The sequence below is a fragment of the Dermacoccus sp. GAS27A genome (assembly GCF_044909235.1).
In the GTDB taxonomy this organism is placed as follows: Bacteria; Actinomycetota; Actinomycetes; order Actinomycetales; family Dermatophilaceae; genus Dermacoccus; species Dermacoccus nishinomiyaensis.
The window spans coordinates 68828-88913 of the sequence record NZ_JBIYDW010000004.1; the positions used below are offsets into that span (position 1 = coordinate 68828).

Below are 20086 nucleotides of genomic sequence, written 5' to 3' on the forward strand. Positions count from 1 at the left end.
ACCGAGACGAGAGGGAGCCTGATGAGCGCCGCACCCAGCGCCGCAACGCCCGAGGAGACGCCGCTGGCGCTGTCGAGCATCGAGGACGCGCTCGAGCAACTGCGGCTCGGACGGCCGGTGCTCGTCGCCGACGACGAGAACCGCGAGAACGAGGCCGACATCGTCATGTCCGGCGCGACGATGACGCGCGAGTGGATGGCGTGGGCGATCCGGCACAGCTCCGGGGTCATCTGCGCGCCGATGCCGGACGCGATCGCCGACCGCCTCCTGCTGCCCCCGATGGTGTCGCGCAACGAGGATCCGAAGGGCACCGCCTACACGATCTCCGTCGACGCGAAGGACGGCGTGCACACCGGCATCTCCGCAGCCGACCGCGCGCTGACGCTGCGGTTGCTCGCCGACCCGAGCACCGAGCCGAGCGCGCTGACGCGCCCCGGGCACGTCTTCCCGCTGCGCGCCAAGCCGGGCGGCGTCCTCGAGCGCGACGGGCACACCGAGGCCTCCGTCGACCTGTGCCGCCTCGCCGGGCTCGAACCGGTCGCGATGATCGTCGAACTCGTCCACGACGACGGCGCGATGATGCGGCTGCCCGGCGCGATCGAGCTGGCGCAGCGCGAGGGCCTCGCTGTCATCACGATCGAGCAGCTCATCGCGTGGCGGAGCCGCCACGACCGCGTCGAACACGTCGCGAGCGCCGACCTGCCGACGCAGGTCGGAACGTTCCGCGTCGAGGCCTACGCCGATCGGGAGAACGGCGCCGAGCACCTCGCGCTCGTCGCGCCGACCGACGGTGATGACGTGCCGCTCGTGCGCGTCCACTCCGAATGCCTGACGGGCGACGCGCTCGGCTCGCTGCGCTGCGACTGCGGCCCGCAGCTCGCCGAGGCGCAGCGGCTCGTCGCGCGTGAGGGCGGCGTCGTCGTCTACCTGCGCGGGCAGGAGGGCCGAGGCGTCGGCCTGCTCAACAAGATCCGCGCGTACGCCCAGCAGGACGCCGGCGCCGACACCGTCGACGCCCAGACGAACCTGGGGTTGCCGATCGAGGCGCGCGAATACGGCGCCGCCGCAGCGATTCTGCGCGACCTCGGCATCGAACGGGTGAGGCTGCTGACGAACAACCCGGCCAAGGTACGCGAGCTCATCGAGCACGGGATCGACGTCGTCGAGACGGTGCCGCTCATCGCGGGGCGCACCGTCCAGAACGCCTCCTACCTGCGCACCAAGCGCGAGCGCATGGGGCACACGTTCGACGCGTGAACCGCGCGTCGCATCGGAACCACCTGCCCGGCACACCACCCGCACGCACGAACCACCACTGCAGATCGATCGAAGGAGAACATCATGAGCGGCCACGGAGCCCCCACCCTCAGCACGGACGCGGCGGGCCTGCGCGTCGCCGTCGTCGCGGCGAGCTGGCACGAGCAGGTCATGAACGGCCTCATCGACGGCGCCCGTCGCGGCCTCGCCGACGCCGGCGTGCGTGACGACGACGTGACGCTCGTGCGCGTGCCCGGCACGTTCGAGCTGACGGCGGCCTGCGCGCGCCTCGCGCCGCACTTCGACGTCCTCGTCGCGCTCGGCGTCGTCATTCGCGGTGGCACTCCGCACTTCGACTACGTCTGCAGCGCCGCGACGGACGGGCTGACGCAGATCGGCGTCACGACCGGCAAGGCGATCGGTTTCGGCGTCCTCACGTGCGACACCGACGCCCAGGCGCTCGATCGTGCGGGCCTCGAGGGTTCGAGCGAGGACAAGGGTCACGAGGCGGCGACGGCGGCCGTCGTCACGGAGATGACGTTGCGCTCGTTGCAGCTTCCGGCCGCGACGCTGTGAGCGGCGCGACGCCGGGCGCTGTCGGCCCGGCGCGAACGCAGCCGGTAGCCTTGGGCACCGTGAAGAGCTTTGAGCAACTGTGGGAAGAACTGAGCGAGAAGGCGGCCACGCGCCCCGAAGGGTCGGGCACCGTCGCCGAGCTCGACGCGGGCGTCCACTTCATCGGCAAGAAGATCGTCGAGGAGGCCGCCGAGGTGTGGATGGCCGCCGAGCACGAGGGCAACGCCGCCGCCGCCGAGGAGATCAGCCAGTTGCTGTACCACCTGCAGGTGCTCATGCTCGAGCGCGGCATCACGCTCGACGACGTCTACTCCCACCTGTGATCGAAGGGTCCTCCATGCTGCGCGTTGCCGTGCCCAACAAGGGCGCCCTGTCCGAATCCGCCGCGTCGATGCTCAAGGAAGCGGGCTACCGCGGGCGTCGCGAGTCGAAGGAACTCGTCGTCGTCGACCGCGACAACGACGTCGAGTTCTTCTTCCTGCGCCCCAAGGACATCGCCGTCTACGTCGGTTCGGGCACCCTCGACCTCGGCATCACCGGGCGTGACCTGCTGCTCGATTCCGGCTCGAGCGCCGTCGAACACCTGCAGCTCGGCTTCGGCGGTTCGACGTTCCGCTACGCCGGCCGCCCGGGTGTCGCGACGTCCGTCAGCGAGCTGGCGGGGCGCCGCATCGCGACGTCGTTCGCCGGCCTCGTGCGGGCCGATCTCGCCAAGAACGGCGTCGAGGCCGAGGTCGTACGTCTCGACGGCGCCGTCGAGACGGCCGTGACGCTCGGCGTCGCCGACGTCATCGCCGACGTCGTCGAGACCGGCACGACGCTGCGCAACGCGGGCCTCGAGGTCTTCGGCGAGCCGATCCTCACGAGTGAGGCCGTCCTCATCCGCCCGGACGCGCGCGAAGTCGGTGACGCCGCACTGACGCTCGTGCGTCGCCTCGAAGGTGTCCTCACGGCCCGCAACTTCGTCATGATGGACTATGACATCGAAGCTTCCCTCGTCGAACGCGCCGCGGCGCTGACGCCGGGGCTCGAGTCGCCGACCGTCTCGCCGCTGCACGACCCGAACAAGGTCGCGGTGCGCGCGATGGTCAACCGCAAGGTCATCAACCACGTGATGGACGAGCTGTACGCGCTCGGCGCGCGTGCCATCCTCGTCACCGACATCGCAGCCTGCCGCCTGTAGTCGAACCCGCGAGGAGCAACCATGAGTGACGTCGACGCCTACCGTCCCTTCGTCCCGCGACGCGGGCGGGCGATGGCGTTCACCGCGGCGGCGCTGTCCGTCGTCGTGTTCGGCATCGTCGCGTTCGTCCTCGTGCCCGGTGGCGGTGCGACGGGGTGGACGACGACGGACAAGTGGTCGCTGTTCTTCCTCGGGTGTGCGATCGGCTGGATGCTGTCGCGCTGGGGGCTGGTCAAGGCCGTGCCGAACGAGCGCGGTCTCAAGGTGCGCAACCTCATCCTCACGCGTGAGATCGAGTGGGCCGAGATCCTCGGCGTCCAGTTCGGCGGCGGGCGGGCCTGGGCGACGCTCGACCTCGCCGACACCGAGCAGCTCGCCGTCATGGCCATCCAGCGTGCTGACGGCCCGTCGGCCGAGGCGGAGGCCTCGCGCCTCGCGGCCCTCGTCGAGGTCGCTCGTCAGCGTGCCGCGGCCGCGGCGGGCGCGCACGACTGACGCTCGTTCAGCCCCGAATGGGGTCGTCCGGCACGGGAACGAGCGCGTCCGGGCGCGGTGGGTGCGCCGCGAACCAGGCGTCCTCCTGCAACTCCCACGCGAGCCAGTAAGGCACGAACGTCTCGCCGTCGCGCTCCAGCGCGCGCCGTCTGCGCGTCTCGCGCTCGGCCTCCAGCCACAGGGCGGCGTGGGCGAGCGAACGTCCGACCCAGGTCGCGCCGACGCCTTCGACGATGAGCGGACGATCGGGTGTGACGGTGACGCGTCCTCGCGCCGCCGTGCCCGGCCAGTGGGTCGGCAGGTAGGTGCTCGCGTTGTGGCGTGACCACTGCTCGGCGATGTGACGGGCCCGCACGAGCCCCGCCGACAGCCCGTCCCAGTCGCGGTACAGATCGTCGAGGTGGACGATCTGGGCGTCCGCGTGACGATCGTGCAGAGCGCCGGCGAGCTGCGTCTTGCCCGAGCCGGAGCGGCCGTCGATCGTGACGAGCCAGCGCGGGCGCGTCATCCGCGCCTCGACGTGCGCGAGGGCGTCGTCGTATTCGACGTGCGGCACGCACGCGAGGGCGGCGGCCTCGGGACGCACGGGGGCCGAGAGCGAGCCGGCGCGAGCGTCATCCACGGATCAAACCTATCGGCGCTGCGTCGCCGTGCCCTCTAATCTGGTGCCATGACTGTTGCCGTGCGTGTCATCCCGTGCCTCGACGTCGACGCCGGCCGCGTCGTCAAGGGCGTCAACTTCGAGAACCTGCGCGACGCGGGCGACCCCGTCGAGCTCGCCGCGAAGTACGGCGCCCAGGGCGCCGACGAGTTGACGTTCCTCGACGTGACGGCGAGCTCCTCGGATCGTTCGACGACGTACGACGTCGTCTCGCGCACCGCGGAGCAGGTCTTCATCCCGCTGACGGTCGGGGGAGGCGTGCGCACGGTCGACGACGTCGACCGGTTGCTGCGCGCCGGCGCCGACAAGGTCGGCATCAACACGGGCGCCATCGCCCGCCCCGAGGTCATCGGGGAGATCGCCGACCGGTTCGGCGCGCAGGTGCTCGTCCTGTCGGCCGACGTGCGCCGCGTCGATGGCCACTACGTCGTGACGACGCACGGTGGGCGTCGCGCGAGCGACCTCGACGCCGTCGAATGGTGTGCTCGCGCGGAGGCGCTGGGCGCGGGGGAGATCCTGCTCAACTCGATGGACGCCGACGGCACGAAGGCCGGTTTCGACCTCGACCTCGTCGACGCGGTGCGCCGCGAGGTCAGCGTCCCGCTCATCGCGAGCGGCGGCGCGGGCGCCGTCGAGCACTTCGAGCCGGCCGTCGCGCACGGCGCTGACGCGGTGCTCGCCGCGTCGGTGTTCCACTACGGCGAGCTGACGATCGGTGACGTCAAGGGTGCCCTTGCGGCGGCGGGGCACCCGGTGCGCTGACGCTCCGTCGTGCGCTCACGCTCAGATGCCGCGCGGTTCGGCGACGAACCGGTTGATGTCGTCGGGCTCGCCCTCGAACTCGACGAAGCTCATCCGCCCGGCCAGGTGCAGCAGCACCTCGCTCGGCTGGCCGGCGACGATGAACTCGCCGATCGGCTCCGACGGCGAGTTGAGCGCCAGCGGCGCGTGCCCCGGGCACAGCGCCGCGACGCGCATCGCCGAGCGGCGCAGCGTCATCCGCGCGGCCATGGGCAATGCGTCGTAGAGCGCGTTCTGCAGGTCGGCGCCCAGCACGCGGACGCCCTCCTGGTCGGCGGCCGGCAGCTGAGCGCGCAGGATGTCCTCGTGGTGGATGAAGTACTCCTGCAGGTTCGCGTGCGCATCGACGGCGGGGATGCGGAACGGCGAGAACTCGTGCGGACCCTTGCGCACCATGTCGACGAGATCCTCGAACGGGCGCAACGCGTAGCGCTCCCGGGTGCGTTCGGACGCGTCGCGCACCTGGGGCACGAGGATACCGAGGGCCTCCGGGCGGCGCTCACGCATCGCGAGGTGTGCCATGAGATCCCTGACATTCCAGCCGACGCACAGCGTCGGCGCGTCCGGGCCGAGGCGCAGGGCGGTGTCGCACAGGGCATGACGTTCGGCTTGGGCATACTTGCGCATGCCGCAATGTTGTCACCTGCGCGAATGCGCGAGCAAAGGAACCCCACGTGACCTCAGCCGACCTGGCCCCTGACGCCTCACCTGTGCGCGTGGCCGCCGCCGGCGCCCGCGAGCAGTGGCGAGCGTTCGCGCCCGCCGTCATCGGCGCGACGGCATACGGCATCCTCACCGTCCTCACCGCCCGCGTCATCGGCCACCTCGTCGCGGACGTCGTCACGCCGGCGGTGCGCGATCGTCACCTCGACGGTGCGATGGTCTGGCAGATCGTGTGGCAGCTCGGCGGCGTCGTCGCGCTCAACGCGGCCGCCGTCATCCTGCGCCGCATAGCAGCGGGCGTGGCGTACAACAACCTCATCGCCTCGACGCGGCGGCAGGTGACGCGCGCCTACCAGCTACTGCCCATGCGCTGGCACCTCGCGCACCCGTCGGGCCAGCTGCTGTCGCACGCGAACTCGGACGTCGAGGCGATCTGGAACATCTTCCAGCCGCTGCCGATGGCGCTCGGCGTCGCCGTCATGCTGGCGTTCGGGTTCGTCTCGATCTTCCTCGTCGACGTGTGGCTCGGCGTCGTCGCGCTCGTCGTGTTCCCGCTGCTCATCGTCATCAACTACTGGTTCCAGGTCGTCATGCGCGCCCGCGTGGAGGCGTCGCAGGCCGCGCGAGCGCGCGTCAGCGCCGTCGCGGACGAGAGCTTCGACGGCGCACTCGTCGTCAAGGCGCTCGGGCGAGCGGACGCGGAGGTGTCCCGGTTCGGTGACGCCGCGGGCGAGCTGCGCGACGCCAACGTCAGGCTCGGACGCACCGAGGGCATCTTCGACCCGATGACGAACGCGCTGCCGACGATCGGTTCGCTGCTCGTGGTCCTCGTCGGCGCCGAGCGGGTCGCGTCAGGCGCGATCACGGCGGCGGACGTCGTCGAGGTGGCGTACCTGTTCAACCTGCTCGCATGGCCGGTGCGTGCGTTCGGCTGGATCCTGTTCAGCCTGCCGCAGGTCGCGATCGGGTGGAAGCGCGTCAAGCCGATCCTCGACGAGGCGGGCTCAACAGTGGTGCCCGCCCGCACGCTTGTGCTACCCGGTGGGCCGATCGCAGTCGACGTCGAGCACGTGACGTTCCGTCACGACGCGCGGCCGGCGGCGGGGGCTGATGCTGAGGGCGGGTCGGAGGACGGTTCCGACGTGGCCGAGGGCCTTCAGGAGCGGCGCGCAGCGTTGACCGACGTGACGCTGCGCGTGCCCGCGGGGGGATCCCTTGCCGTCGTCGGGGCGACGGGTGCCGGCAAGACGACGCTCGCTCAGGTCATCGCGGGATTGACGACGCCCGATTCGGGCAGTGTGCTCTATGACGGCGTGCCCGCCGCGCATGCCGTGGCACGCGAGGAGCGGGTGGCGCTCGCGACGCAGGAGGCGTTCGTGTTCAACGAGTCGACGCGTGAGAACGTCGCGCTGGGGCGCGCCGGTGTGGATGCGGGGGCTATTGATGAGGCGCTCGGTGTCGCGCACGCCAAGGGGTTCGTTGCGGCGCTGCCGGAGGGGGAGGACACGTCGCTCGGCGAGCGCGGATCGCGGCTCTCTGGCGGTCAGCGTCAGCGCGTGGCGCTCGCGCGCGTGCTCGCGGGACGCCCCGGGCTCGTCGTGCTCGACGATGCGACGAGTGCCATCGACCCCGCGGTCGAAGGGCAGATCCTCACGTCCCTCGCGGAGGCGACGGACGGCTGCACGAGCGTCATCATCGCGCACCGCCGCTCGAGCATCCTGCTCGCCGACGAGGTCGCGTTCCTCGACGCCGGGCGCGTCGTCGCTCAAGGCACGCACGAAGAAATCATGGCGACGCAGCCGGCTTATGCGCTGCTTCTCACGGCGTACGAGACGCAGGACTCTTCAGCGTCCGGGGACGAGTCTGAGGGCGAGGGCCATGGCGACTCAGACCGCGGCGCATCGGGCGGGGCGACATCGGCTCCGCCTCATGAGGGGTCGGACGAGGCGCCCGCGGGGCAGGGGATCGCGGGGCAGACGGGGGTGTTCCACGAATCGGGTGACGCGGACGAACGCGGCGCGCTGGGAGCCGTGACCGCGGCACCCGAATCGTCGGTCGTCGATGCCGCCCGCGAGGAAGACGAGGCGCGATGAAGCGGCGCTCGACAACCGCCACGGAGACAGCCGCCACGGCGCAGGCGGCAGGCGCGACTCCCGTCGTCAGTGATCGCGGCACCCTGCGGCGCGGCCTGCAGCTCGCACCCGAGATGACGCGTGGGCTCGGGTGGACGCTGCTGCTCGCGCTCGTCGCGACGACGAGCAACGTCATCGTCCCCATGACGATCCAGCGCGCGATCGATGACGGCATCCTCGCGCCGGGCGGCATCGACCTCGGTGTCGTGCGCTGGACGTGTGCGCTCGCGGTGGTCGGCGTCGTCGTCGCCGGGATGTGCTCGTACGTGATGAACGTGCGGCTGTTCAAGGCGTCGGAGGCGGGTCTCGCGACGTTGCGCGTCAAGGCGTTCGCGCACGTGCACGCGCTGTCGACGTTGACGCTCAACGCGTCGCGGCGCGGTTCGATGGTGTCGCGCGTGACGAGTGACGTCGACCAGATCTCGATGTTCGTGCAGCGCGGCGGCATGATGCTCATCGTCTCGATCGGGCAGTTGCTCGTCGCGACGGCCCTGATGCTGTGGTACTCGCCGCTGCTGACGGCCGTCGTGTGGGCGACGTTCGTGCCGCTCGTGTTCCTGCTGCGGCACTTCCAGCGCGTCGTCGGGCGCGCGTACGGCGTCGTGCGTGAGCGCGTCGCGGACATGCTCAGTGCGGTCTCGGAGTCGGTCGCGGGCGCCGCGACGGTGCGGTTGTTCGGGGTGCAGGAGCGCACGCAGGCGCGCATGGACGAGACGATCGAACGTCAGCGTCGTGCGGCCATCAGCGCGCAGATCCGCGCCGTCGGCGCGTTCGTGTCGGGGCAGGGCATTTCGGGGCTCGCGCTCGTCCTCGTGCTCGCCGTCGGCGCGTGGCAGGGGGCGCACGGTCGGATGAGCGTCGGTGAGATCACGGCGTTCGTGTTCCTGACGAACCTGTTCACGCAGCCGGTGCAGACGGCGACGGAGGTGCTCAACGACCTGCAGAACGCGCTCGCCGGGTGGCGTCGCATCATCGAGGTGCTCGACACGCCACTCGAGGTCGAGCCGCCCACCGAGGCGGTGACGTTGCCGCGCGGGCCCGTCGGGGTCGAGTTCGATGACGTGACGTTCGCGTATCGCGCGGGCGACAAGCCCGCGATCGTCGGGCTGACGGCGTCGGTGGCCGCAGGTCGTCGTGTCGCCGTCGTCGGTGAGACCGGTTCGGGCAAGAGCACGCTCGCGAAGTTGCTGACACGACTCGTCGATCCGTCCGACGGTGTCGTGCGTCTCGGAGGCGTCGATCTGCGCGACCTCGACGACGCGTCGCTACGCGCGTCCGTCGCGTACCTGCCGCAGGAAGGGTTCTTGTTCGACGGCACGATCGCCGACAACGTGCGCTTCGCGCGCCCCGACCTGTCGAATGACGACGTCGCCGCCGCGTTCGACGCCATCGGCTGCGGCGCGTGGTTGGCGGGGCAGCCCGCCGGGGTGCTGACGCAGGTCGGCGCTCGCGGCGGGCGGTTGAGTGCGGGGGAGCGGCAGCTCGTGGCGCTCGCGCGCACGTACGTCGCGGGCCCCGACGTGCTCGTGCTCGACGAGGCGACCTCCAGCGTCGATCCCACGACGGACGTCGCCGTGGGTCGAGCGCTCGATCAGTTGATGACCGGCCGCACGAGCGTCGTCATCGCGCACCGCCTCGCGAGCGCCGAGAGTGCCGACGAGGTGTGGGTCATGGACGCAGGGCGCCTCGTGCAGCGAGGCCCGCACACGGCGCTCGTCGCCGCCGACGGGCCCTATGCGCGCCTGCACGCCGGCTGGGTGGCGTCGCACGCGCATTGACGTCTGGGCCATGGCGATCTGTCCCGAGTGGCCCGAGCGCCGGGCGCCCGATGGCGGGTAACTCACACGGAGGCAGGTCGCTACTCGGACTCTTCGGGGAAGGTGAGCGGTGACCGGCCGGTGACGGCGGGGTCTGCCGTGGCGGAGGTGATCCGGTCGAGGCGGAAAACGCGCCAGCCGCGACGGTGCAGGTCATGGCCGAGGAGGTACGAGCGGCCCTCGCGGATGAAGCAGATGAGCGGTTGCACCTGTCGATCGCAGACACGGCCGTCGCCGTCGGAATGGCTGAAGTACACGATGCCACGGTGGGCGGCTGTGTCGACGAGCAGACCGTGCAGGCGCGCGTCGACAGGCTCGAGCCCACTCGTCAGCACGTGGGTCGCCGTCGCGGTCGCGACGGCTCGTCGACGCAGCGACTTCGGCAGCAGGCGTTCGAGCTTGGCGGGCACGACTGTGGCGTCCGTCGCCCCGGAGGTGTCTCCTTCGAGACCCGCCCCCTCGAGCACGAGCAGGGCCGTGACGATCCTCGGGCCTTGCGGCCCCGGCTGCCCGTCAAACCGCGATGTGAAGTGGTCTGTGCTCTGGGTGCGCGCTGCCGCCCAACGCAGACGTGGCGTGGTCCGTGCTCTCGGTGCGCTGCCTATATCCAACCGCGACCTGACGTAGTCGGCGTTCTGGCGGCGCGATGCTTACTGAACCCTGATGTGTCCGGGTCCGCGCTGCCGGCGCGCTGCCGCTCAACCCCGACCTGGCGAAGCAGTCAGTCCCGGCCCTAACGCCGTCCCATTTCATGGCACCGGAACATTCAGGTCCCGGAGTGCAGGATGATCGACACTGCTGCGAGGATATCCGCGTCCGCCGCGCCGCGTTGCCTTGCCGCGCTCACGTAAGCGTCAGCCAGATCTGCAACTGAGACCGAGCCCGAACGTGCAGGCGGCAAGGCCCGCACCCGCGTACCTGCCGCGCGTCGCGTCTCGACATAGCCGGCGGCCTCAAGTTCCTTGTATGCACGGGCCACCGTGCCCGGCGCGACCTCGAGGTCACTCGCGAGCTGGCGAACCGTCGGCAGGCGGGCGCCGGCCTCCAGCGCGCCGGATCGCACGAGCGCGGCGAGTTGCCGCCGGATCTGCTCGAACGGCGGCGTCGGATCGCTGCCATCCACGGTGACGGCCGTCATCGCCCCGACTCCTCCATGGCGCCATCCTCGCCGACATTCTTGACCGCCACCGGACGGATCGCCCCGAGTGCTGTCGCGAGGGCGACGAGCAGCGCGCCACGTGCGACCCAGTGCATGGCCGAGGCCCACATCGGGGACCCGGCCGCGAGCACGGCCGTCGCACAGCCGATGACGAGGCTGACGCCCGCCAGCGTCACGGCGAGTGCCAGCAGCGCGGCGCGCATCACGAAGGCCACCGATTCGCGTCGCAGCGCGGCGTCATCGAGGGCGCTCCGCGCGTCCGCATTGGCCTGCACCCGCCGGGCCGCGGCGACGAGAGCCCCGCCGATGCAAGCAAGCATCACCACGAGCGAAGCACTCAGTGGCCAGGCGTAGAACGAACCCGGCCATGGCGTGTGGCTCTGACTCCCATCAGTGGTCATCCACTCCACGGCCCTACCCGCCCGGCCCTGATCGTCACTCGACGCAACGACCGAACTCCACGTGACCAAACCGGCGAGCGCGGCGAAGCCGGCGCCCAGGAGGAGCCACGTGACCGGCCGGACGACGCGTGAGGGTGAACGCGTCTCCAAGCTCGCCGTGCGGCGCGCGCCGGCCTCGGTCGGCGCGGTGCGCTCACCGACGAGGACGACCAGCGCGGCCAACGCCGCGCCGAGACTGGGCGCGACGAGCCACCCCTGACCGAACGAGCCGATGGAGAGGATCGTCACGACCGCGGTCAGTCCACCGGCCAGCAGCGCTACTCGGCGGGAGCGGCGCAGATGGAGGCGAGCCCGCTGCTCGGCGGGCGTGGCGTCCGCGTCGGCGCGACGGGACGTGACGGCGAGGCTGACAACCGCGATGACGGCGATGAGCGCAGCGGGCAGGAGGACGGGCACAGAAACTCCTTGTTTCAAGTGAGTGATACAAAGATGATGCGCCTTGAACCTTTTTGTGTCAACAACTCGACACAAGAAGGACGGTTGGAGCCCCACGCCATCGACCAGCGCGAGACACCCCGACGGGTTGTCCGGGCCGCTTGGCACAATGGCCCGCATGTCTTCCCCCGAGCCTTCATCCGCGCTCAGCCCCGACGTCGCGCAGCGCCTCAAGCGCGACGAAGCGGGTCTCGTCGCCGCGATCATCCAGGACGACACGAACGGTGACGTGCTCATGCTCGGCTGGATGGACGACGAGGCGCTGCGCCGCACGCTGAGCGAGGGGCGCGTGACGTTCTGGTCGCGCAGCCGCGGCGAGTATTGGCGCAAGGGCGACACGTCGGGCCACGCGCAGTACGTGCGCAGCGTCGCCCTCGACTGCGACGGCGACGCGTTGCTCGTCCGCGTCGACCAGGTCGGCGCCGCATGCCACACCGGCGAACGCAGCTGCTTCTTCACCGACCTCGACGCCGCCGTCTGCAGTGATGGCGCGACCGTGTCCACCGGAACCGACGCTGACGCAGCTACCACGGCGCCCACCGGAACCGACGCTGCGGACGCAGCCACGACAACGTCAACCCCAACCGTCGCCGCAGACGTACCCGCCACCACGCCCACCCCCAGGAGCAACGCATGACTGCCGCAGCCGAGCCGGATACGAGCCTCGCCGCCGACCTGACCTGGGGCGCGACGTGGCCAAGCGTCGAGTTGTTCGAGCACCTCGCGGGTGGGCGTCGCGTCATCCCCGTCGTGCGCAAGCTGCTCGCCGACGCGGAGACACCCATCGGCATCTACCGCAAGCTGGCGCGCGACGAGCCGGGCACGTTCCTGCTGGAATCGGCGGAGCACGGCGGCGTGTGGTCGCGCTACTCGTTCATCGGCGCCGCGAGCCGTGCGACGCTCACCGAGCGTGACGGCGACGTCGTCTGGCTCGGCGACGTGCCGACGGGGCTGCCGACGACAGGCCTGGCGGTCGATGCCCTACGCGCGTCCCTGCAGGCACTTCACACCGAACGCATCGCCGGCCTGCCGCCGCTGACGAGCGGTTTCGTCGGCGCGATCGGCTACGACGCGGTGCGTCGCTGGGAGAAGATCGGCGACCACGCCGACGACGTTCTCGCGATCCCCGAAGTCACGATGTTGCTCGCCACGGATCTCGCCGTCATGGACCATCAGGACGGCTCGCTCCTGCTCGTCGCCAATGCCGTCAACTTCGACGGCCTTGAATCCGGCGCGCGCGCCGCGTACGACGACGCCGTCGCCCGCCTCGACGCGATTCAGACCCGCCTCGCCGAACCGGCAGCTTCGACGGTGGCGATCCCGCACGAGCGCGCCCAGGACGTGCGCAGCAGCCACACGCGCGAGCAGTTCCACGACATGGTCGAGTCGTGCAAGGAGGACATCCGCGCGGGCGAGGCTTTCCAGATCGTCGTCAGCCAGCGATTCAGCGTCGACACGCACGCCGACGCGCTCGATGTCTACCGCGCCCTGCGCGCGAGCAACCCCAGCCCCTACATGTATCTGCTCCGCCTGCCGCACCCTGACGGCGGCGCGTACGACGTCGTCGGCAGCTCGCCGGAGGCGCTCGTCAAGGTGACAGGAGAACGCGTCATCACGCACCCGATCGCCGGTTCGCGCCCGCGCGGCAAGACCCCGGAACACGATCAGGAGCTCGCCGACGACCTGCTGGCCGACCCCAAGGAGCGCAGCGAGCACCTCATGCTCGTCGACCTGTCGCGCAACGACCTGCAGCGCGTCTGTCGCGCGGGCACCGTCGAGACGGTCGAGTTCATGAACATCCGCAACTACAGCCACGTCATCCACCTCGAGTCGACCGTCATCGGCGCACGCCGCGACGACGTCACCGCCTACGATGTGCTCGAGGCGACGTTTCCCGCGGGCACCCTCTCGGGCGCGCCGAAACCACGCGCGATGCAGATCATCGAATCGCGCGAGGGCACCCGTCGGGGCATCTACGGCGGCGTCATCGGCTACTTCGACCTCGCGGGCGACGCCGACGCCGCCATCGCCATCCGCACCGCCGTGCTCAAGGACGGTGTCGCGCACGTCCAGGCGGGCGCCGGCGTCGTCGCCGACTCGGTGCCGGAGAGCGAATACCAGGAGACGATCAACAAGGCCGCCGCGGCGTTGCGCGCCGTCGCGACCGCCGACGGCATGACGGGAATCGCATGAGCACCTTCACGACGAAACGCAGCGTCATCCTGCTCAGCCTCATCGCGGCCGTCCTCGCCGCGATCGTCTCGGGGCGCACGTGGATCAACGGCTCCCTCAACGATGGCGTCATCGCGAGCAGCAAGGTCGACGTCACGGGCAACCAGGCGGTGCCCGGCTACTTCGGCATCGCCCTCGTCGCCGTGGCCGGCGTCCTTGCCGCCGCGACGGCCGGCCGCATCGCGCGTTGGCCCGCCGCGCTCGTCTCGCTCATCGCCTCGGTCGCGCTGCTCGTCGTTACGCTGCTGACGCTGGGCGACCCGGCCTCGGCGGTCAAGACTCGGATGACGTCCGTCACCGGCCACAACGGTGAGGCCGTCGCGCGCGGCACGTTCACGCCATGGTTCTGGGCCGCGGTGTTCGCCGGCCTGCTCAGCGTCGCCGCGTCCCTGCTGGCGCTGCTCGGCGTGCGCCGCTGGGCGGGGCTGTCGAGCCGCTACGACGCGCCGACGGAGACCAAGGCGCCGACCACGCACGAGAGCGACTGGGATCTCATGAACCGCGGCATCGACCCGACGGACACCGAGACCGCCCCCGGCTCGCACGAGCCGGACGGGCCTGACACAATGATCCAGAACAGTTCATCAACGCGCGTGACGGAGACGTCGGCTGCGCAGCACGGCTCCAAGGAGAAATGACGATGTCCGGAGACAGCCCGTACCTCGACCACGGCCACAGCCCCGCCGCCTGGACGGGCGTCGGCATCTGCATGGTCGGTTCGCTCCTCATCGCGTTCGGCGTGTACTTCGGCAACGAACTGCTCGACATCATCGGCGCGGTCCTCGTCGTCGTCGGCGGCGTCGTCGGGTGGCTCATGGGCAAGGCGAACCGCCGCAGCGCTGCCGCGCACGGCTCGATGGACTCCGAGCGCAAGCCCGCCTGATCCGCGCCGCGGCCTGACGGGCCCGGCGCGCGCCGTGACCACACGCTGGAACCGGCGGCGCCGTGCCCTGTCACGCTGATTGGATTCGACCGTGACCACTGTTCTCGACTCGATCATCGCCGGGGTGCGAGACGACCTCGCCGAGCGCGTGCGCGCGCGCAGCCTCGCCGACGTCACGCGTGACGCCGACGCCGCACCGCCCGCACGCGACGCGCTCGCCGCGTTCCACGCCGCCCGCGACGCGCGGCGCATTGCCGTCATCTCCGAGGTGAAGCGATCCAGCCCGAGCAAGGGCGCGCTCGCGCAGATCCCCGATCCGGCCGCGCTCGCCGCGCAGTACGCCGACGGGGGAGCGACCGCGATCTCGGTGCTCACCGAGCAGCGCCGGTTCGGCGGGTCGCTCGCCGATCTCGACGCCGTGCGCGCCGCCGTCGACATCCCGGTGCTGCGCAAGGACTTCATGGTCGAGCCGTACCAGTTCTTCGAGGCCCGCGCCCATGGCGCCGACCTCGTCCTCCTCATCGTCGCCGCCCTCGACGACGCGCAGCTGCGCGACTTCGCGGCTCTCACGCGCGAACTCGGGATGACGGCGCTCGTCGAGGTTCACGACGCCGCCGAGACGGAACGGGCACTCGCCGTCGAAGCGCAGCTGCTCGGCGTCAACGCCCGCAACCTCAAGACGCTCGACGTCCACCCCGAGGTGTTCGGCCCGATCGCCGCGACGCTGTCGGCGCACGTCGTCAAGGTCGCCGAGTCGGGCATCTCCGGGCCCGCCGATGCCGCCCGCTACGCCCGCGAGGGCGCACAGGCGCTGCTCATCGGCGAGGCACTCGTCAAGAACGGCGACCCCCAGCAGGGGCTTGCCGACATCATCACCGCGTGCGCGGACGCCACGAACGCGTCAGCCGTCGAAGGGACGCCCGCATGACCGACCCCACCCCGCTCGGCGAACCGCGCCACGACGGTCTCGCGCCGCACGGCCTCGGGCGCTTCGGCGACTACGGCGGACGCTACGTCCCCGAGGCCCTCGTCGCCGCGCTCGAAGAGCTCGACGAGCAACGCCAGAAGGCGATGGTGGACGATGAGTTTCGCCACGAACTCGCCGAACTGCACCGCACATACACGGGCCGTCCGAGCCCGATCACCGAGGTCAAGCGCTTCGCCGAGCACTGCGGCGGCGCGCGCGTCTTCCTCAAGCGCGAGGATCTCAACCACACCGGCTCGCACAAGATCAACAACGTCCTCGGCCAGGCGCTGCTGGCCAAGCGCATGGGCAAGACGCGCGTCATCGCGGAGACGGGGGCCGGCCAGCACGGTGTCGCCACTGCGACGGCCGCGGCGCTCATGGGCCTCCAGTGCGTCGTCTACATGGGCAAGGTCGACACCGAGCGTCAGGCCCTCAACGTCGCACGCATGCAGCTGCTCGGCGCAAGCGTCGTGCCCGTCGAGCACGGCAGCCAGACGCTCAAGGACGCCGTCAACGAGGCGTTCCGCGACTGGGTCGCCAACGTCGACACGACGCACTACGTGCTCGGCACGGTGACGGGCCCCTACCCGTTCCCCGAGATGGTGCGCGACTTCCACAAGCTCATCGGTGAGGAGGCCCGCGAGCAGATCCTCGCCGAGGCCGGGCGCCTGCCCGACGCAGTCTGCGCCTGCGTCGGCGGCGGCTCGAACGCGATGGGCATCTTCCACCGCTTCATCGGTGACGACGGCGTTCGCCTCGTCGGCCTCGAGGGCGGCGGCGAGGGCATCGCGAGCGGCAAGCACGCGTCGCGCTTCAGCGGCCAGGGCACGCCGGGCGTCCTGCACGGTGCGTACACCTACGTCATCCAGGACGAGGAGGGCCAGACGATCGAGACGCACTCGGTCTCCGCGGGCCTCGACTACCCGAGCGTCGGTCCGGAGCACAGCTACCTCAAGGACATCGGTCGCGCCGAGTACCACCCGATCACCGACGTCGAGGCGATGGAGGCGTTCCGGCTGCTGTCGCAGACCGAGGGCATCCTGCCGGCCATCGAGTCGGCGCACGCCCTCGCGGGCGCGATGAAGGTCGGCGCCGAGCTGGGCGAGGACGGGCTGATCCTCGTCAGCCTCTCCGGGCGCGGCGACAAGGACGTGCACACCGCCGCCCGCTGGTTCGGGCTCATCGATGAAGACGAGAGCGTCGTCAGCGGCGAGGACGAGGAGACGAAGCTGTGAGCACCCCCATCCCGCTGGACGCGGTCTTCGCCGCCACCCGTGACGAAGGCCGCGCCGCCCTCGTCGGCTACCTTCCCGCGGGCTTCCCGAGCATCGCGGATTCGATCCGCGCCGCGCAGGTCATGGTCGAGAACGGTTGCGACATCGTCGAGGTCGGCCTGCCGTACACCGATCCGCTCATGGACGGCCCCGTCATCCAGACCGCCGCGACGCAGGCTCTCGCGGGCGGTGTGCACACCGCGGACGTCTTCCGCGTCGTGCGGGCCGTCACCGACGCCGGTGGCGCGGCCGTCGTCATGACGTACTGGAACCCGGTGCTGCGCTACGGCATCCGCCGTTTCGCGGAGGAGTTGAAGGCCGCCGGGGGAGCCGGCCTCATCACCCCCGACCTCGTGCCCGACGAGGCCGACGAGTGGATCGCCGTCGCCGACGAGCTCGGCCTCGCGAAGATCTTCCTCGTCGCGCCCAGTTCGACGCCCGCCCGCGTCGCGGCGACGACGGCGAACTGCTCGGGCTTCGTCTACGCGGCGTCCGTCATGGGCGTCACGGGTGCGCGCACGAGCGTCGGCGACGCCGCGAAGGGTCTCGTCGAGCGGACGAAGGCCGCCACCGACCTGCCCGTCTGCGTCGGCCTCGGCGTCTCGACGGCGGAACAGGCGCGCGAGATCGGCCGATACGCCGACGGTGTCATCGTCGGTTCCGCGCTCGTCAAGACGCTGCTCGACACCGACCCCGAACGCGGCCTGGCGGCCCTCGCCGAGGCCACGAAGGAACTGAGCGACGGAGTACGACGTTGAGCACCAGCATGGACACGAGCACGACCAAGCCCACCGCCGAGCGCTCGAACCGCTGGCCGTGGATCGCCCTCGTGCTGCGCCTCGTGCTCGCCGGCGTCTTCCTCTATGCAGGCCTGCCGAAGCTCACGCACCTCGACGCCTCGCGCCGCTCGGTGCGCGCATACGACCTGTTCTCCTACGACGTCGCGAACGTCATCGGCACGATCCTGCCGCTGGCGGAGGTGGCGCTCGGCGTCATCCTGCTCGTCGGCCTGTTCACCCGCTTCGCGGCGATCATCTCCGCGCTGCTGCTCGTCATCTTCATCGCGGGCATCGCCTCGGCGTGGGCGCGCGGCATCTCGATCGACTGTGGGTGCTTCTCCGAGGGCGGGGCGGTTGCCGCGAGCCAGACGAAGTATCCGCAGGAGATCGGCCGCGACATCGTCTTTCTCATCCTCGCCGGGCTGCTCGCCTGGCGCCCGCGCAGCCGCTTCAGCGCCGACGGGGCGCTGTGGGGCTGAACGATCTTCGTGACTCAACGCCCCCGCCATCTGTGAAAGGCTTCACCCATGCGACCTGATGCTTCCACCAAGCTGCAATCCGTGGCGCCCAAGCAGGGCCCCAGCAAGGGCTTGATCGCCGCGATCGTCGGCCTCGTGGCCGTCCTCGCGATCGCGGCCGTCGCCTTCCTCTCGCTCAACAAGAGCGATGACACCGACACCCCTGTCGCTGCCGGTGACACCCCGACGGGTGCACTCGCCAACGGCCAGGGCATGCCGGTGTTCGCCGACAAGGCCAAGGCCGACGCGAAGAAGGTCGACGTCTACTTCGACTACCAGTGCCCGTACTGCAAGCAGTTCGAGCAGGCCCAGGGAGCCAAGCTCCTGGACATGGCGAAGGCCGGTGACGTCAAGCTGACGTACCACGTCAAGACCTTCCTCGATGAGAACCTGCCCGGCGACAGCTCTGCCCGAGCCGCGAACGCCGCGTTCTGCACCGCCACCGCCGGAAAGTTCTCCGACTTCACGACGAAGGTGTTCGAGAACCAGCCCAAGGAGGGCGTCGGCTACACGAACGAGACGCTCATCAAGCTCGCGAAGGAGGTGGGCGTCAAGGGCTCGTCCTATGAGAAGTGCGTCAACGACAACCGGTACTCGGCGTACGTCAAGAAGACCGAGTCCGAGACCAACAAGGCCGGGGTCAACTCCACGCCGGTCGTCAAGATCAACGGCAAGGACGTCGACAACGCCGACATGGCCGGCATGATGAACATCGAGAACTCGACGCCCACCACGATCGACAAGGTGCTGGCCAAGTTCTGATGCTGACGGAGATTCCTTCACCGACCGAAGGGGTGCTGTGGCTGGGCCCGGTGCCCCTTCGGGCGTATGCGATCTGCATCCTGGCGGGCGTCGTCATCGCGACGATGATCACCGGGCGGCGCCTCGAAGGGCGCGGCTACTCGCGTGACGCGGCCGTCGACGTCGCCCTGTGGATCGTGCCGTTCGGCATCGTCGGGGGGCGGCTGTACCACGTCATCACGACGCCGCAACCGTACTTCGGCGAGGGCGGGCACCCGCTCGACGCGTTCAAGGTGTGGGAGGGCGGCCTCGGCATCTGGGGCGCCGTCGTCCTGGGCGCCGTCGGCGCCTGGTTGGGCGCGCGCAAGGCGGGCGTCCCGTTCCCGGTGCTCGCCGACTGCGTCGCCCCCGCGCTGCCGCTCGCGCAGGCGATCGGCCGGTTCGGCAACTATTTCAACAACGAGTTGTACGGTCGCGCGACGAACGTGCCGTGGGCCCTCGAGATCCACCAGTGGGACATGAACAAGGGGCGTTCGGTCGTCGACTCGACCGGTGCCCCCGTCGTCCTCGGCACGTTCCACCCGACGTTCCTCTACGAGGCGATCTGGTGCATGCTCATCGCCCTCGTCATCTGGCGCCTGTCGGATTCGGGGCGGCTGCGCCAGGGGCAGGCGTTCGCGCTGTACGTCATGCTGTACCCGCTAGGCCGCATCGTCGTCGAGTTGATGCGCAGCGACTTCGCGAACCGCATCCTCGGTGTGCGCGTCAACGTGTGGGTGTGCGGCATCGTCTTCCTGCTCGGCCTCGCGATCTTCATCGCGCGCCGGCGTGCGTCCGCCGACCCACGGGCGGCGCACCAGCTCGAGCCGGATGCCCACGGTGCACACGATGCGGACACCACGGCCGACGAGGCCTCCTGAGCTGTATCGTCAGCTGAGACGCGCTCGTCCACGTGGTGAGCGCGCATGAACATTCGATAGAATGCATAAAACCCGCAGGCCAATGCCGTCCCGCGGTGGTTTCGACCCGACCCGATGCCTCGTGCGCCCTGC

22 protein-coding genes and 1 pseudogene are annotated in these 20086 nt (G+C 70.4%); 18 read left to right on the forward strand and 5 right to left on the reverse strand.

Going from position 1 to position 20086, the window contains the following annotated elements; all coding sequences use genetic code 11:
- The first annotated feature begins 21 nt into the window (after positions 1-21).
- The 5 genes from ribA (at position 22) to ABH936_RS05470 (ending at position 3511) form a co-directional block, all read left to right on the forward strand.
- On the forward strand, positions 22-1257 hold the full coding sequence (ribA, locus tag ABH936_RS05450; protein ID WP_404602784.1) for a GTP cyclohydrolase II: 1236 nt from the start codon (positions 22-24) through the stop codon (positions 1255-1257).
- An 84-nt stretch (positions 1258-1341) separates the two neighbouring features.
- The gene (ribH, locus tag ABH936_RS05455; RefSeq protein ID WP_038568481.1) at positions 1342-1833 is read left to right on the forward strand and encodes a 6,7-dimethyl-8-ribityllumazine synthase; all 492 of its coding nucleotides are present in this window, start codon (positions 1342-1344) and stop codon (positions 1831-1833) included.
- A gap of 59 nt (positions 1834-1892) precedes the next feature.
- Positions 1893-2156, forward strand: coding sequence for a phosphoribosyl-ATP diphosphatase (locus ABH936_RS05460; RefSeq protein ID WP_006943831.1), 264 nt, complete (start codon positions 1893-1895; stop codon positions 2154-2156).
- A 14-nt stretch (positions 2157-2170) separates the two neighbouring features.
- The gene (gene hisG, locus ABH936_RS05465; protein WP_038570985.1) at positions 2171-3016 is read left to right on the forward strand and encodes an ATP phosphoribosyltransferase; all 846 of its coding nucleotides are present in this window, start codon (positions 2171-2173) and stop codon (positions 3014-3016) included.
- Between the two features lie 21 nt (positions 3017-3037).
- A complete protein-coding gene (locus ABH936_RS05470) occupies positions 3038-3511 on the forward strand; it encodes a PH domain-containing protein (protein ID WP_038568479.1) in 474 nt (157 codons plus the stop codon).
- A 7-nt stretch (positions 3512-3518) separates the two neighbouring features.
- On the opposite strand, the gene ABH936_RS05475 is transcribed toward ABH936_RS05470, so the two are convergent.
- Positions 3519-4133, reverse strand: coding sequence for an AAA family ATPase (locus tag ABH936_RS05475; RefSeq protein ID WP_051805920.1), 615 nt, complete (start codon positions 4131-4133; stop codon positions 3519-3521).
- A 48-nt stretch (positions 4134-4181) separates the two neighbouring features.
- Here ABH936_RS05475 and hisF point away from each other — a divergent pair, with 48 nt between their 5' ends.
- Positions 4182-4934: an imidazole glycerol phosphate synthase subunit HisF gene (hisF, locus tag ABH936_RS05480; protein WP_038568477.1), complete on the forward strand. Its 753-nt coding sequence runs from the start codon at positions 4182-4184 to the stop codon at positions 4932-4934.
- Positions 4935-4955: 21 nt separating this feature from the next.
- On the opposite strand, the gene ABH936_RS05485 is transcribed toward hisF, so the two are convergent.
- Positions 4956-5600: a TIGR03085 family metal-binding protein gene (locus tag ABH936_RS05485; protein ID WP_404602785.1), complete on the reverse strand. Its 645-nt coding sequence runs from the start codon at positions 5598-5600 to the stop codon at positions 4956-4958.
- Between the two features lie 47 nt (positions 5601-5647).
- On the opposite strand from ABH936_RS05485, the gene ABH936_RS05490 reads away from it, so the two are divergent.
- On the forward strand, positions 5648-7729 hold the full coding sequence (locus ABH936_RS05490; protein WP_081873671.1) for an ABC transporter ATP-binding protein: 2082 nt from the start codon (positions 5648-5650) through the stop codon (positions 7727-7729).
- A complete protein-coding gene (locus tag ABH936_RS05495; RefSeq protein WP_038568475.1) occupies positions 7726-9546 on the forward strand; it encodes an ABC transporter ATP-binding protein in 1821 nt (606 codons plus the stop codon). The genes ABH936_RS05490 and ABH936_RS05495 overlap by 4 nt, the downstream gene beginning before the upstream one ends.
- 80 nt (positions 9547-9626) lie before the next feature.
- Here the strand turns inward: ABH936_RS05495 and ABH936_RS05500 are convergent, their stop codons facing one another.
- The 3 genes from ABH936_RS05500 to ABH936_RS05510 form a co-directional block, all read right to left on the reverse strand.
- On the reverse strand, positions 9627-10052 hold the full coding sequence (locus tag ABH936_RS05500) for a helix-turn-helix transcriptional regulator (protein WP_404602786.1): 426 nt from the start codon (positions 10050-10052) through the stop codon (positions 9627-9629).
- Positions 10053-10351: 299 nt separating this feature from the next.
- The gene (locus ABH936_RS05505) at positions 10352-10723 is read right to left on the reverse strand and encodes a GntR family transcriptional regulator (RefSeq protein WP_281710954.1); all 372 of its coding nucleotides are present in this window, start codon (positions 10721-10723) and stop codon (positions 10352-10354) included.
- Complete coding sequence (locus ABH936_RS05510; RefSeq protein ID WP_404602787.1) at positions 10720-11601, reverse strand: hypothetical protein; 882 nt, start codon at positions 11599-11601, stop codon at positions 10720-10722. Before ABH936_RS05510 ends, ABH936_RS05505 begins: the two co-directional genes overlap by 4 nt.
- A 157-nt stretch (positions 11602-11758) precedes the next feature.
- Here ABH936_RS05510 and hisI point away from each other — a divergent pair.
- The 10 genes and pseudogenes from hisI to lgt form a co-directional block, all read left to right on the forward strand.
- Positions 11759-12112, forward strand: a pseudogene (hisI, locus tag ABH936_RS05515) (phosphoribosyl-AMP cyclohydrolase); the annotation flags it as partial.
- Positions 12113-12273: 161 nt separating this feature from the next.
- On the forward strand, positions 12274-13833 hold the full coding sequence (locus ABH936_RS05520) for an anthranilate synthase component I (protein ID WP_404602788.1): 1560 nt from the start codon (positions 12274-12276) through the stop codon (positions 13831-13833).
- Positions 13830-14510 (forward strand): Trp biosynthesis-associated membrane protein, encoded by a 681-nt coding sequence (locus ABH936_RS05525; protein WP_006943802.1) that lies wholly within the window; start codon positions 13830-13832, stop codon positions 14508-14510. The genes ABH936_RS05520 and ABH936_RS05525 overlap by 4 nt, the downstream gene beginning before the upstream one ends.
- A gap of 2 nt (positions 14511-14512) precedes the next feature.
- Positions 14513-14755, forward strand: a complete 243-nt coding sequence (locus ABH936_RS05530; RefSeq protein ID WP_074039567.1) for an HGxxPAAW family protein — start codon at positions 14513-14515, stop codon at positions 14753-14755.
- Between the two features lie 91 nt (positions 14756-14846).
- Positions 14847-15683, forward strand: a complete 837-nt coding sequence (gene trpC, locus ABH936_RS05535; RefSeq protein WP_259877961.1) for an indole-3-glycerol phosphate synthase TrpC — start codon at positions 14847-14849, stop codon at positions 15681-15683.
- Positions 15680-16957: a tryptophan synthase subunit beta gene (trpB, locus tag ABH936_RS05540; RefSeq protein WP_259877960.1), complete on the forward strand. Its 1278-nt coding sequence runs from the start codon at positions 15680-15682 to the stop codon at positions 16955-16957. The genes trpC and trpB overlap by 4 nt, the downstream gene beginning before the upstream one ends.
- Positions 16954-17754, forward strand: a complete 801-nt coding sequence (gene trpA / locus ABH936_RS05545) for a tryptophan synthase subunit alpha (protein ID WP_259877959.1) — start codon at positions 16954-16956, stop codon at positions 17752-17754. Before trpB ends, trpA begins: the two co-directional genes overlap by 4 nt.
- 8 nt (positions 17755-17762) lie before the next feature.
- The gene (locus tag ABH936_RS05550) at positions 17763-18254 is read left to right on the forward strand and encodes a MauE/DoxX family redox-associated membrane protein (RefSeq protein ID WP_006943796.1); all 492 of its coding nucleotides are present in this window, start codon (positions 17763-17765) and stop codon (positions 18252-18254) included.
- A 48-nt stretch (positions 18255-18302) separates the two neighbouring features.
- Positions 18303-19055, forward strand: coding sequence for a thioredoxin domain-containing protein (locus ABH936_RS05555; protein WP_006943804.1), 753 nt, complete (start codon positions 18303-18305; stop codon positions 19053-19055).
- Positions 19055-19954 (forward strand): prolipoprotein diacylglyceryl transferase, encoded by a 900-nt coding sequence (gene lgt, locus ABH936_RS05560; protein WP_006943814.1) that lies wholly within the window; start codon positions 19055-19057, stop codon positions 19952-19954. Before ABH936_RS05555 ends, lgt begins: the two co-directional genes overlap by 1 nt.
- Positions 19955-20086: the final 132 nt, after the last annotated feature.

Excerpts from the sequence above, each read along its gene's own strand:
- ribA (WP_404602784.1), top strand. The coding sequence starts at position 22 with ATGAGCGCCGCACCCAGCGCCGCAACGCCCGAGGAGACGCCGCTGGCG.
- ribH (WP_038568481.1), top strand. The coding sequence starts at position 1,342 with ATGAGCGGCCACGGAGCCCCCACCCTCAGCACGGACGCGGCGGGCCTG.
- hisG (WP_038570985.1), top strand. The coding sequence starts at position 2,171 with ATGCTGCGCGTTGCCGTGCCCAACAAGGGCGCCCTGTCCGAATCCGCC.
- ABH936_RS05470 (WP_038568479.1), top strand. The coding sequence starts at position 3,038 with ATGAGTGACGTCGACGCCTACCGTCCCTTCGTCCCGCGACGCGGGCGG.
- hisF (WP_038568477.1), top strand. The coding sequence starts at position 4,182 with ATGACTGTTGCCGTGCGTGTCATCCCGTGCCTCGACGTCGACGCCGGC.
- ABH936_RS05485 (WP_404602785.1), bottom strand. The coding sequence starts at position 5,600 with ATGCGCAAGTATGCCCAAGCCGAACGTCATGCCCTGTGCGACACCGCC.
- ABH936_RS05495 (WP_038568475.1), top strand. The coding sequence starts at position 7,726 with ATGAAGCGGCGCTCGACAACCGCCACGGAGACAGCCGCCACGGCGCAG.
- ABH936_RS05505 (WP_281710954.1), bottom strand. The coding sequence starts at position 10,723 with ATGACGGCCGTCACCGTGGATGGCAGCGATCCGACGCCGCCGTTCGAG.
- ABH936_RS05520 (WP_404602788.1), top strand. The coding sequence starts at position 12,274 with ATGACTGCCGCAGCCGAGCCGGATACGAGCCTCGCCGCCGACCTGACC.
- ABH936_RS05525 (WP_006943802.1), top strand. The coding sequence starts at position 13,830 with ATGAGCACCTTCACGACGAAACGCAGCGTCATCCTGCTCAGCCTCATC.
- ABH936_RS05530 (WP_074039567.1), top strand. The coding sequence starts at position 14,513 with ATGTCCGGAGACAGCCCGTACCTCGACCACGGCCACAGCCCCGCCGCC.
- trpB (WP_259877960.1), top strand. The coding sequence starts at position 15,680 with ATGACCGACCCCACCCCGCTCGGCGAACCGCGCCACGACGGTCTCGCG.
- ABH936_RS05550 (WP_006943796.1), top strand. The coding sequence starts at position 17,763 with ATGGACACGAGCACGACCAAGCCCACCGCCGAGCGCTCGAACCGCTGG.
- ABH936_RS05555 (WP_006943804.1), top strand. The coding sequence starts at position 18,303 with ATGCGACCTGATGCTTCCACCAAGCTGCAATCCGTGGCGCCCAAGCAG.
- lgt (WP_006943814.1), top strand. The coding sequence starts at position 19,055 with ATGCTGACGGAGATTCCTTCACCGACCGAAGGGGTGCTGTGGCTGGGC.